The sequence below is a fragment of the Pseudomonas cannabina genome (genome assembly GCF_900100365.1).
GTDB lineage: Bacteria > Pseudomonadota > Gammaproteobacteria > Pseudomonadales > Pseudomonadaceae > Aquipseudomonas > Aquipseudomonas cannabina.
In genome coordinates this window covers 1,896,634-1,908,973 of the sequence record NZ_FNKU01000001.1, presented here as the reverse complement: position 1 = coordinate 1,908,973, position 12,340 = coordinate 1,896,634, and the positions used below count along the sequence as shown (strand labels likewise).

General features: G+C 59.0%; 12 protein-coding genes. 4 read left to right on the top strand and 8 right to left on the bottom strand.

What is annotated here, in order from left to right; genetic code table 11:
* Window positions 1-10 precede the first annotated feature (10 nt).
* Window positions 11-388 (top strand): response regulator, encoded by a 378-nt coding sequence (locus BLT55_RS08870; RefSeq protein WP_007251816.1) that lies wholly within the window; start codon window positions 11-13, stop codon window positions 386-388.
* A 68-nt stretch (window positions 389-456) separates the two neighbouring features.
* On the opposite strand, the gene BLT55_RS08865 is transcribed toward BLT55_RS08870, so the two are convergent.
* The gene (locus BLT55_RS08865; RefSeq protein WP_055000024.1) at window positions 457-2,490 is read right to left on the bottom strand and encodes a response regulator; all 2,034 of its coding nucleotides are present in this window, start codon (window positions 2,488-2,490) and stop codon (window positions 457-459) included.
* Window positions 2,487-3,971: an ATPase domain-containing protein gene (locus BLT55_RS08860; RefSeq protein WP_055000025.1), complete on the bottom strand. Its 1,485-nt coding sequence runs from the start codon at window positions 3,969-3,971 to the stop codon at window positions 2,487-2,489. The genes BLT55_RS08865 and BLT55_RS08860 overlap by 4 nt, the downstream gene beginning before the upstream one ends.
* Before the next feature lie 219 nt (window positions 3,972-4,190).
* Here BLT55_RS08860 and BLT55_RS08855 point away from each other — a divergent pair, with 219 nt between their 5' ends.
* Window positions 4,191-5,003, top strand: a complete 813-nt coding sequence (locus BLT55_RS08855) for a crotonase/enoyl-CoA hydratase family protein (RefSeq protein ID WP_055000033.1) — start codon at window positions 4,191-4,193, stop codon at window positions 5,001-5,003.
* 39 nt (window positions 5,004-5,042) lie between these two features.
* Entirely contained in the window at window positions 5,043-5,879 is an 837-nt protein-coding gene (gene nudC, locus BLT55_RS08850; RefSeq protein ID WP_055000026.1) for an NAD(+) diphosphatase, read from the top strand.
* Here the strand turns inward: nudC and BLT55_RS08845 are convergent.
* The 6 genes from BLT55_RS08845 to BLT55_RS08820 form a co-directional block, all read right to left on the bottom strand.
* Window positions 5,847-6,626 carry a TSUP family transporter gene (locus BLT55_RS08845; protein ID WP_055000027.1) on the bottom strand — a complete coding sequence of 260 codons (780 nt, stop codon included), beginning with the start codon at window positions 6,624-6,626 and terminating at the stop codon, window positions 5,847-5,849. The genes nudC and BLT55_RS08845 overlap by 33 nt on opposite strands.
* 88 nt (window positions 6,627-6,714) lie before the next feature.
* A complete protein-coding gene (locus tag BLT55_RS08840) occupies window positions 6,715-7,866 on the bottom strand; it encodes a Gfo/Idh/MocA family protein (protein WP_055000028.1) in 1,152 nt (383 codons plus the stop codon).
* 92 nt (window positions 7,867-7,958) lie between these two features.
* Window positions 7,959-8,726 (bottom strand): SDR family oxidoreductase, encoded by a 768-nt coding sequence (locus BLT55_RS08835; RefSeq protein WP_055000029.1) that lies wholly within the window; start codon window positions 8,724-8,726, stop codon window positions 7,959-7,961.
* Window positions 8,727-8,749: 23 nt separating this feature from the next.
* Complete coding sequence (locus BLT55_RS08830) at window positions 8,750-9,817, bottom strand: phosphotransferase family protein (protein ID WP_055000030.1); 1,068 nt, start codon at window positions 9,815-9,817, stop codon at window positions 8,750-8,752.
* A gap of 190 nt (window positions 9,818-10,007) precedes the next feature.
* Entirely contained in the window at window positions 10,008-10,325 is a 318-nt protein-coding gene (locus tag BLT55_RS08825) for an SCP2 sterol-binding domain-containing protein (protein WP_007251825.1), read from the bottom strand.
* A 54-nt stretch (window positions 10,326-10,379) separates the two neighbouring features.
* Window positions 10,380-11,090, bottom strand: coding sequence for a histidine phosphatase family protein (locus BLT55_RS08820; protein ID WP_055000031.1), 711 nt, complete (start codon window positions 11,088-11,090; stop codon window positions 10,380-10,382).
* Window positions 11,091-11,293: 203 nt separating this feature from the next.
* Between BLT55_RS08820 and sohB the strand changes: the two genes are divergently transcribed.
* On the top strand, window positions 11,294-12,316 hold the full coding sequence (sohB, locus tag BLT55_RS08815; RefSeq protein ID WP_055000032.1) for a protease SohB: 1,023 nt from the start codon (window positions 11,294-11,296) through the stop codon (window positions 12,314-12,316).
* Window positions 12,317-12,340: the final 24 nt, after the last annotated feature.

Sequence of the window (12,340 nt, the reverse complement as noted above, 5' to 3'; positions counted from 1 at the left end):
AGGCAGTTCAATGAGCGCTGATGCAGAAAACGTCGTACTAATTGTCGAAGACGAACCGCTGATCCTGATGTTGCTCGCCGATTATCTGTCGGGTGTGGGCTATCGCGTTCTTCAGGCGGAAAACGGTGAGCAGGCTTTCGAAATTCTGGCCACCAAGCCTCACCTGGACCTGATGATCACCGATTACCGGCTGCCGGGCGGCATTTCGGGTGTGCAGATCGCCGAGCCTGCGGTCATGCTGCGTCCTGAGCTGAAAGTGATTTTCATCAGCGGCTACCCGGCAGAAATCCTCGAGTCGGGCAGTCCGATCGCTGCCAAGGCACCCATTCTGGCCAAGCCGTTCACGATGGAAACCTTGCAGTCCAAGATCCAGAGCCTGCTGGCCTGACGCCGAATCTGCAACGGATGCCCCGAGCGCCGGGCGTGCGGCGGTCATTGAAATGAAGAAGCCTGATATCAGGCTTCGATCATTTCCCTGACTTTCGAGGTCAGGTGGTCAAAAGCGAATGGCTTGGTGATCAATTGCATACCGGTTTCGAGAAAGCCTGCCCGCACGGCGGCATGCTCGGCATAGCCGGTAATGAACAGCACCTTCAGCTCGGGCCGTAACTGGCGGGCGATTTCGGCCAATTGTCGGCCGTTCATGCCCGGTAGCCCCACGTCACTGATCAGCAGATCGATGCGCTGCCCCGACTCGAGAATAGGCACTGCCCCCGGCGCATCACTCGCTTCGATGAAGGAATAGCCCAGTTCACTCAGCACCTCACCGACCAGCGCGCGAACCGCCGAGTCATCTTCGACGATCAGCACGGTTTCGCCGTCTTCAGCGTGAATCGCATGGCTCTGGAAGCTCTGCTCATCATCGTTCTGCAAGCCTTGAAAGCGCGGCAGAAACAATTGCACCGTGGTGCCTTGACCGACTTCGCTGCTGATCGAGACATGGCCGTGTGATTGTTTGCTGAAGCCATAGATCATCGACAAACCGAGGCCGGTGCCCTGGCCAATCGGTTTGGTGGTGAAAAACGGATCGAATGCCCGGCTGATCACTGCCTCCGGCATGCCGCAGCCGGTGTCAGTGACGCTCAGCACCACGTAATCGCCCGGCAACAGGTTTTCATGGGCGTTGGTGAAGCTTTTGTCCAGGTGCTGGTTGTACGTCTCGACCACCAGCTCGCCGCCGCCTTCGGACATTGCATCGCGGGCATTGAGCACCAGGTTGAGCAACGCATTTTCCAGCTGGTTGGGGTCGGCTTCGGCGGTCCACAGGTCCTGCGACAAGCGCACCTGCAAACGAATGCTCTCGTTGACGCTGCGGCGCAACAGCTCGTCCATGGCGTTGACCAGGTGGTTCATGTGCACCGGTTTGGAGTCCAGTGACTGACGACGCGAGAATGCCAGCAAGCGATGGGTGAGGGCGGCAGCGCGGTTGGCGGACGTCACGCCCAGATCGATCAGGCTTTCCAGTTCCTGCACCTGGCCGCGCGCCACACGTCTTCTGATCAACTCAAGACTGCCAATGATGCCGGTCAACATGTTGTTGAAGTCGTGGGCGATGCCGCCGGTCAACTGACCTACCGCCTCCATTTTCTGCGACTGGCGCAGTACTTCTTCCTTATGGCGCAGCTGAGCAGTGCGTTCTTCGACTTGTTGCTCAAGGGTCTCGTTGAGGCGGCGCAGCTGGGATTCGGCCTGCTTGCGTTCGGTGATGTCTGACGTGACGCCCGCCATCGAGCTGGCCATGCCGTGGTTATCGCGAATCGCACGGGCACGCACATCCACCCAATTGAGTGAGCCGTCAGGCCACACGTTGCGGTATTCGATGATGAAGTCGACACCGGAATCGAGACTGCGCTGCAGCGCCGATTGCATGCGTGGCTGATCTTCGGAATAGACCACCGACAACCAGTCGTCATAACCGAACGCTTCCTGCTCATCCCGGCCAAAATGCGCCTTGGTGATGGCGGAGCAGTTGAGTTTCAGATTTTCCGCCTGCAATTGCCACGAGCCGAGACGTCTGGCTTTCAGTGCGTTCTGCAGGCTGCGCTCGCTTTCATGCAGATCCTCGATTCGCCCCCGGGCTTCATACTGCCGCCTGCGGCCACGCACTGCGGTCGTCACCAGGCTGACCAGCGTGACCGGATGAAACGGGCGCTCCAGGAACGTCACGTTGCCGAGAAGATTGCCCAGGCGAGCGGACGGATTATTTTCCGGACCGCCGTGATGGGTGAGCAGCACGATGGGCAAGTCAGACCACGCCGGTTGTTGCGCCAACAGATCAAGCAACGGGTTGATATCGCCATTTTGCAGTGCTTCGTCGGCGATGATCGCAAGACCCGCTCCGGCAGCCAGTTCCCTGACCAGTTCTATCAGGTCGTGAACTACGGCTGCCGGGAAGCCCGCTTCGTCGAGTATCCGCCGGGCAATCTGATTGTCTCGCCCTCTGGGGGCAAGAATGATTGCACGCTCGGCCAGTTGACCCGGAATACTCACAAGTCTTCATCCACCAGAAGTGGCTTTTTGTCGCCCAGGTAAGTGGGGATGCCGCCCAAAACGCCCTGGAAGGCATCCAGCGGCTCGCCGATGGTCAGCCCGGTCGAGCTGATGCGGTATTCGCGAATGGTCGATTCGTGAGTGCCGGTTCGCTTCTTGATAATCGAAACGGCGCGACGTACCTGACCCTGTGCCTCGAAGTAGCGCAGCAGGATGACGCTGTCGGCAAGGTAGGTGATATCGACCGGCGAGCGCATGTCGCCCACCAGCCCGTGCTGAGCGCCGGTGATGAATGTCGATGCGCCCTGACGATTGAGGTAGAGCAACAGCTCATGCATGTGCAGCACCAGCGCGCTTTCTTCCGGCATGGCTGCCTGATAGCCATTGATGCTGTCGATGATCACGGTTTTGATCTGCTTGAGATCCACCGCACGGCGTACGCGGTGCGCGAACTCGCCAGGCGACAGCTCCGCTGCATCGATCTGCTCGATCACCAGATTGCCAGTATTCTGCAATGCACGAAGGTCAATGCCGAGCTTGAGCATGCGCTCGAACAGCAGGCCCATTTCTTCATCGAAAATGAACAGCCCGACGCGTTCGCCGCGTGCCACCGCCTGCACTGCAAATACCAGCGATATGAGCGATTTGCCGGTACCGGCCGGGCCGAGGATCAAGGTGCTCGAGCTGCTTTCAATGCCACCGCCCAGCAAGCTGTCCAGCCCTTCGATCCCGCTGCTCATCTGCGTACGCGGGATGTCAGAGCGGTATTCGGCCGCGATCAGGCGCGGAAACACATGGATGCCGTCTTCGGCAATGGTGAAGTCGTGATAACCGCCGCGGTACTTCTGGCCACGGTATTTGACGATCTTCACGCGCCTGCGCTCGGCGCCGTAGGTTGGTGTCAGCGATTCGAGGCGGATTACACCGTGGGCGACGCTGTGCACGGTCTTGTCGAGCGCTTCGGTGGTCAGATCATCCAGCAGCAGTACCGTCGCGTTGTAGCGGGTGAAGTAATGCTTGATGGCCAGAATCTGCCGACGATAACGCAAGGAGCTTTGCGCCAGCAGGCGAATTTCCGACAGGCTGTCGATCACCACCCGCGATGGTTTGACGCGCTCGACCACCTGAAAGATGTTGCGCGTGGCTTCGCCAAGCTCCAGGTCCGAGGAGTAGAGCAGGCTTTGATGATGATCGCCGTCGAGCAGGTTCTCGGGCGGGGTCAATTCGAAGATATTGATTTCGTCCGCCAGTTCCCAGCCGTGCGAAGCCGCACCTTCGCGGAGCTCGTGCTCGGTTTCGGACAGGGTGATGTACAGCGACACTTCACCCAGGTCTGCCCCTGCCTGGAGAAACTGAAGTGCTACGGTTGTCTTGCCGGTTCCGGGTTCGCCTTCGAGAAGGAAAACATGATTGCGTGAAAGACCACCTGAAAGGATGTCGTCCAGACCTTCAATCCCGGTTGCCGCTTTTGACGTATTCAAGTATCGCCCTCTGATAACCCATGTAGGTTTTGATGCTGCCTGATACTGGACCGCCTCACAATCTCGCGGTTCACACTATTTGCGGTGGGTGTTGCGATTACATCCATCCAAATGAGTGGCCCAGGGTCCTGAAAAAGTTGTTTCAGTCGGCTTACGGTATTTATTTATCTGTTGTTATAGTTCGGCTTCCGGATTTTGAACATGTCTGAGGATCACGCGGTGTCCAAGTACCAGGCCTTCAAGGTCGAACTGGCCGACAGCATTGCCCATGTGCAGATCAACAGGCCCGATAAGATCAATGCCATGAACGCGGCATTCTGGTCGGAAATCATCGAGATATTCGACTGGATAGAACGTAACGACGAGGTGCGCGTCGTGGTGCTGAGCGGTGCGGGCAAGCATTTTTCCTCAGGTATCGACCTGGCGTTGCTGGCCTCGGTCGCTGGTCAGATGGGCGAAGACGCAGGCCGCAATGCGCGACTGCTCAGACGCAAGATTCTCGACATGCAGGCCTCGTTCACCGCGGTCGACCGTTGTCGCAAGCCGGTACTGGCTGCCATTCAGGGCTATTGCCTGGGCGGTGCCATTGACCTGATTTCGGCGTGTGATATGCGCTACGCGGCGGCCGACGCGCAGTTTGCGATTCGCGAAATCGACATGGGCATGGCGGCCGATGTAGGCACTTTGCAGCGGCTGCCGAAAATCATCGGTGACGGCATGCTGCGCGAACTGGCCTACACCGGACGCACGGTCGGCGCCGAGGAAGCGCAGCGCATCGGGCTGGTCAATCGCACCTTCGACGATCCTGCGAGTCTCTTGGAAGGTGTGTTTGCGCTGGCGCGGGACATCGCGGGCAAGTCGCCGATCGCCATTGAGGGCACCAAGCAGATGATCAGCTATATGCGTGATCACCGGGTCGAAGACGGGCTTGAGCACGTTGCCCTCTGGAACGCTGCCATGTTGCAATCACCCGACCTGAAGCTGGCGATGGTTGCGCACATGAGCAAGCAGAAGCCGATATTCGAAAATTGATACAGCACGATGCTTGTGCGCAGACAAAGGAGTTTTTCCATGACGCGCCCGGTGCGTTGGACAACAGCGGTTCTGGATATCGAGGCTGAAGGAGGCTTGGCCGTGGTCCACAGCGATCAGGGCTTCCTGCTGGACAGCAACGGTGTGATGTTCCCCAGAGCCTGGCTGAACGGTCTGGATCTGCCGGTGCAGAGTGAACACGGCATAGGCCATCTGGACGGCGAACCTGTCTATCTGCTGGTGCTGGAAGGGCCGGCCGACGTCGAGGGCTGTACCTGGCAGGGCCTGCGCCAGTTCATGATGGAGGGCGACTTTGCGGTGTTCCAGATGCTCGGTTACGCCGCGCAGGTCAGCACCTGGGCCAGAGAGCATCGCTTTTGCGGTGCCTGCGGTCGGCCAACGGTGCAGATCCCGGGTGAGCGGGCGATGTACTGCGAGCACGACACGCTACGACTGTATCCACGTATTTCTCCGAGCATGATTGTGCTGGTGACTCGCGGTGATGAAATCCTGCTGGCGCGTTCGCCGCGCTTCGTCACCGGCATGTACAGCGCGCTGGCCGGTTTTGTCGAGCCGGGCGAGACAGCGGAAGACTGCGTACACCGTGAAGTGATGGAAGAGGTGCAGGTCAGAATCAAGAACCTGAAATACCTGGGCAGCCAGTGCTGGCCGTTCCCGCATTCAATGATGCTGGGCTTTCATGCGGAATACGACAGCGGCGACATCGTGCCGCAAGCGGAAGAGATCGAAGACGCGCGCTGGTTTCATATTAATGACCTGCCAGCGTTACCGGCCAATCGCTCCATCGCTCGCTACCTGATCGAAGCGTATCTGTCGCAGCGCTCAGGCGCCGCCGAACCAGTGTTGCCAGGCTAGGCGCACGGTCAACCCCAGCACGACGGTGATGAACACCGGGCGGATGAATTTGGCGCCGCCCTTGATCGCGGTCCCTGCGCCAAAGTACGCGCCGAGCATCACGGCCAGGCCCATGCTGAGGCCGATGATGTAATCCACCTGACCGGAAAACATGAACACCGACAGCGCCACGGCATTGCTGACGAAGTTCATGCTGCGCGCCACGCCGCTGGCTTTTACCAGATCCACCGGGTAGAGCAGCAGGGTACTGACCGTCCAGAACGCCCCGGTGCCAGGTCCGGCAACGCCGTCGTAGAAGCCCAGCCCCAGCCCCTGTGGTAACTGCCATTTCTTTTTGATAGGTGCGTCGCTGTCCAGTGGCGCCTTGGGCGTGCCGCCAAACAGCAGGTACAGGCCGCAGCCGAATACAATCACCGGGAGCATCTGGTTCAGCCATTCGGCAGGCAGGTAATGAGCAATGACAGCGCCAATGGCTGCGCCGACAGCAGTACCGACCACGGCATGCAGCCACTGGCGTGGATGAAACAGTTTGCGCCGGTAGAAGGTGAAGCTGGCCGTTGCCGAACCGAAGGTCGAACTGAGCTTGTTGGTCCCCAGCACCAGGTGCGGCGGCAGCCCGGCCGTCATCAGTGCGGGCGTGGTGAGCAATCCGCCGCCGCCGGCTATGGCGTCGATGAAGCCCGCTAAAAAGGCCACCACCGCGAGGATGGCAAAGGTGGTCAGGTCGACGCTGAGTTCAAAAGGCATGACAAGAGGGCTTATAGAGAGAGCGGCAGAGGGCAGAAGGACTGCCCGAATGTCGCGCATTCTACCCCTCGTCAGCGCTCTCAGGAAGTCAGATATCTGCCAGCGCGACCCAACGCTGCTCCGCCGCAGCAAGGCGTATGGCCGTTGCCAGGCGCTCGATTTGCCACGCCTCTTCGAAGTCCGGCCCATGGCTGCCCAAGCCACAAACCGCCTGAATCAACGCCTGTACCTCAAGCGCCTTGAGCTCGTTGTAGCCCAGCTGATGACCGGGTGCCGGGCAGAAGGCGGCATAACCCGGCTGGGCCGGACCCGCCAGCAGCCGCTGAAAACCACCGCGACCCGGTGCGCCCGCCCGGTACACGCGCAATTCGTTCAAGCGCTCCTGGTCAAACGCCAGGGTGCCTCGAGTGCCGCTGATTTCGAAGCTCAGGTGATTTTTGTAGCCGTGCTTGAGCCAGCTGCTGCTGAAGGTCCCGCGTGCGCCGTTGGCGAAACGCAGCAGCGCATGGGTCTGATCGTCGACGGCGATGGCGCGCATTGCTGAGCTGCCCGAACTGGCAGGACGCTGCCGATGTATGGTGCTGCAATCGGCGCAGACGGCCTCGACATCGCCCAGCAGATAACGCGCCATTCCCAATAGATGGCTGCCCAGATCAGCCAGGGCGCCGCCCGCGTGCGCGGCATCGCAACGCCATGACCAGGGTGATGCCGGGTTGCCCATGAAGTCTTCGCTGAATTCACCCTGAAAGCTGACGATATCGCCCAGTTCGCCCGCATCGATCATGTCTTTGGCCAGGCCGATCATCGGGTTGTGCTGATAGTTATAACCAACCTTTGTCACCACCCCGCCCGCTTTGGCACTGCGGTGCATTTCATCGGCCTGCGCCAGACTGACCGCCAGCGGCTTCTCACAGTAAACCGCCTTGCCTGCAGCGATGGCGGCCATGGCCATGGGGTAGTGCAGGTGGTTGGGCGTGGTGATCGCGACGATCTGCACCTGCGGGTCGTGGATCAACTGTTGCCAGTCGGCATGGCTGCGATCGAAGCCCCATGCCTGCGCGCACTGTTCGGCTCGCAGATGGTCGGCGTCGGCCAGGGCAACGAGGCGAATGCGGGCCGGCAATTCCAGGGCCGCGTTGGCATTGCCAAACGCAAGCGCGTGGGCACGTCCCATGAAACCGGTGCCGATCAGGCCGATGCCCAGTTCCGGTAAAGCAACAGATGGGTGGTGTTCCCGCATGACAGTCTCCAGAGAGGATTGTTGTTATGCGGAAAATATATTCCAAAAAAAAATAAATTGAAAATTAATTCATTGTTTCGACGGGCTATCGGTCAGGACAGAAACCCGCCATCGACATTCAATGCCACGCCTGTGGTGTAGCTGGACGCTTCGCTCGCGAGGTACAGCACTGCGCCAGCCATTTCACTGGGTGCTGCAACACGTTTCAGCGGGATTTGCGAAAGCGCGAGGTTGAGGATCGCATCGTTCTTGACCAGCGCCGAGGCAAATTTGGTATCGGTCAGGCCGGGCAACAAGGCGTTGCAGCGAATACCGAACTCCGCACATTCCTTGGCAAACACCTTGGTCATGTTGACCACTGCCGCTTTGGTCATCGAGTAGACACCCTGATAAGCACCTGGCGACACCGCGTTGATCGATGCCACATTGATGATGCTGCCGCCTCCACTTTCCCGCATCAGCTTGCCTGCTTCCACGGACATGAAGAAATAACCGCGAATGTTCACGTCGACGGTTTTCTGGAACGCACTGAGGTCAGTGTCCAGCACGTTGCAGAATTGCGGGTTGGTGGCGGCGTTGTTGACCAGAATGTCCAGGCGGCCGAATTGCTGGCGAACCTGGGCAAACACATGAGTGATCTGTTCCATCTCACCGATATGGCAGGCAAGTGCCGTGGCCTGGCCGCCTTCGGCAACGATTGCGTCGGCCACCGCCTGGCAGCCGTCGAGCTTGCGGCTTGAAACAATGACGTGTGCACCTTGCTGGGCCAGCAGTCTGGCAATCGCTTCGCCGATGCCACGGCTGGCGCCGGAAACGAAAGCGATCTTGCCATCAAGGTCGAAAAGCTGGGTTCTGGACATTGCAGTTCCTGGTCTTGGCGCCATCAAAGGCTGGATTTGGCGATTACCGCCAGGCTCATCTGCTCGAGCAGCCGGTTCATCTGCACGAACTGATCGAAGCGTTTGTCCTGGGTCTGGCCGTGATAAAAACGGTAGTAGATCTGTTGCACGATACCGGCCAGACGAAACAGGCCGTAGGTGTAGTAAAAGTCGAAGTTGTCGATACGGATGCCAGCGCGTTCGGCGTAGTAATCGACGAACGCCTGCCGGGTCAGCATGCCAGGGGCGTTGCTGGGCTGGCGGCGCATCAACTGCACGGGCGCAGGATCGTCCGCCTGAATCCAGTAAGCAAGGCTGTTGCCCAGGTCCATCAGCGGATCACCCAGCGTGGTCAGTTCCCAGTCCAGCACGCCGATGATGCGCATCGGGTTCTCGGCGTCGAGGATCACGTTGTCGAAGCGATAGTCGTTGTGCACGATGCTTGAGGTGGGTGAGTCGGCAGGCATTTTCGCCGCCAGCCAGGCCTTCACCTGCTCCCACGCCGGAGCGTCCGGGGTCATGGCTTTTTCGTAGCGTTCGGACCAGCCGACAATCTGCCGCTGTACATAACCTTGCGGCTTTCCCAGATCGCCGAGCCCGCACGCCTGATAGTCGACCTGGTGCAGGTCGACCAGCTTGTCGATGAAGCCCTTGCACAGGTTTTCGGTCTGCTGCGTGTTCAGGCCCAGCTGCGGTGGCAGGTCAGAGCGCAGAATGATCCCTTCGACGCGCTGCATGACGTAGAACTCCGCGCCTATCACCGACGCATCGGTGCAGTGCAGATAGGCTTGAGGGCAGTAAGGAAACGCGTCCTTGAGCTGGTTGAGTATCCGGTATTCGCGCCCCATGTCATGCGCTGACCTGGCCTTGTGGCCGAAAGGCGGGCGGCGCAGCACCAGCTCTTTTCCGGGGTACTGGATCAAATAAGTGAGGTTCGACGCGCCGCCGGGGAACTGGCTGATGCTCGGGGTGCCTTCGAGCGTCGGGAGGTGAGCCTTCAGATAGGGATCGATGAGGGAAACGTCCAGTTCTTCGCCCGGACGAATCTCGGTGGACTGATCGGTCAGCGCCATGCTTATCCCTTTTGCTTATTATGGTCCGTTAGAATCATTGACTAATTTAATGATTGATCCATCCGCCAGCAACTGCGCTAAAGCGTTATAGGCTAGCGTGTTGCCGGGCGATCAGCAGCCTTGATTCCGTACAGACAGGCCAAAAAAAACCGAAGCGGTCAGCTTCGGTTCGGGTGCACGTTTCAGGCAGTTATACCGGAAACAGCTCGCTGAGCTTCATGGCCAGCATCATGTCGCCCTCGGCGCGCAGCTTGCCGCCCATGAATGCCTGCATGCCGTCGGTTTCGCCGCTGACAATGCCCTTCAGGGTCGCGCTGTCCATGACCAGCGTCACATTGGCGTCCGGGTTTTCACCTTCCTGCAGTTCGCAGGTGCTGTCCTTGACGATCAGCGCGTAATGTTTGTCTTCGTCGGTGATGTTGAAGCCAAATACTAGGTCCAGGCCGGCCGCAGCTGCCGGGTTGAACTTGGCTTGCATGGTTTTGACGGCGTCGTCTACTGAGGTCATTTCGTGATCCTTTTAGAGTGATTGCTGCGTCCGCAGGGACGCAATGTACGGAAACTAGCGGTACGTGATGAGTTCTGGAGTCTTCAGCAATTGCAGATGCGTATAACTGTTGAAAGAAACCAGGCTAACCTCGTTGCCTTTGAATTTAAGCTGATGCAGCGACGCATTGACGATGTGCCAGTGCAGCTCGACCGCTTGCGCGGCAGGCATGCCGGTAATCAGATGCAGCAGGGCGGTGATGGTGCCACCGGACGTGAACACGGCGATGCGTTCATGCGCGCTTGCCGACTCAAGAATTCTGCTCAGACCGGCCTGCACGCGAGCCACGAAGGCCGCCCAACTTTGCAGCTCCGGAGTATCGTGCCGACCGCTCAGCCAGCGCTGGGTGATCAGCGTGAACAGCCGCTGAAACCCGACGCGATCCTCTGCCGCGTTGCGCAGAATGTTCAGGGCGTCGGGTTCTTCGCCGAGCACTGCCGGAATCAGCGCACGAATCACCCCTTCGGCGTCGAATTCGTCAAAGGCGCTGTCAGTCTCGATGAGCGGTACTTCCAGCCCGGCTTCGGCGTATTGCGCCAGTGCATGCCGGGCGGTGTCTTTCTGGCGCAACAGCTCACCTGACAGGCAACGGTCGAATTTCAGCCCAAGGTCAACAAGGTGCGCACCCAGCACCTGCGCCTGACGAATGCCAACCGGCGACAGAACGTCGTAATCGTCTGCACCAAATGAGGCCTGGCCATGTCGTATCAGGTAGATGCTGCCCACGTCCGTCGTCTCGGTACGTTGAAGGTCTGGCGAGGTTATGAGGGATGCCGGGGAGCTGTCAATGAAAAAACATACGCTCGTTTGAAATCATCGTTTTAATGGTTTGTAACGGGTCGCCTGCTGGTGAACGGTACAGGGCGCCGGTATGCTGCATTCATCGCAGCCCTTGATCGGTAAGGGCTTAACGCAAGTGAGGAACAATCGTGGATTTTGTTGTCGATTACGCAAGTTTTCTGGCCAAGACTGTGACGCTGGTAATCGCCATCGTCGTGGTGCTGGTTGCCATTGCGTCCATGCGCGGCAAGGGCCGCCGCAAAACTGCTGGCCAATTGCAGGTCACGCGCCTCAATGACTTCTATAAAGGCCTGCATGATCGCCTCGAGCAATCGTTGCTGGACAAGGATCGCCTCAAGGCGCTACGCAAAGAGCAGGGCAAGGCGCTGAAGAAAGAGAAAAAGCTGGCCGAGTCCAAGTCACGCGTCTACGTGCTGGACTTCGACGGTGACATCAAGGCGTCTGCCACGGAAAGCATGCGCCACGAGATCACCGCATTGTTGACCCTCGCCACCGATAAGGACGAAGTGGTTCTGCGTCTGGAAAGCGGCGGCGGCATGGTGCACAGCTACGGCCTGGCATCCTCGCAACTGGCGCGCATTCGGCAGGCAGGCATTCCGCTGACCGTGTGCATCGACAAGGTCGCGGCGAGCGGCGGTTACATGATGGCGTGCATCGGTAACAAGATCATCAGCGCACCCTTCGCCATTCTGGGCTCCATCGGCGTCGTGGCGCAGTTGCCGAACGTCAATCGACTGTTAAAAAAGCACGATATCGATTTTGAGGTGCTGACAGCGGGCGAGTACAAGCGCACGCTGACCGTATTTGGCGAAAACACCGAAAAGGGCCGCGAGAAATTTCAGCAAGACCTGGACATTACCCACGACCTGTTCAAGACCTTCGTCGCCAGCTACCGCCCGCAACTGTCCATCGATGAAGTAGCGACCGGCGAAGTGTGGCTGGGCATGGCGGCCATCGACAAATTGCTGGTCGACGAGCTGAAAACCAGCGACGAATACCTGGCTGAACGTGCCAAAGAGGCCGACGTGTTCCACCTGCATTATGTTCAGCGCAAAAGCCTGCAAGAGCGCATGGGCATGGCCGCAGCCACGTCAGTGGATCAGGTGGCTAGCAAGTGGTGGGGGCGTTTGACTCAGCAGCGGTTTTGGTAGGATCTTCTCAAGGCGTGATGAGTC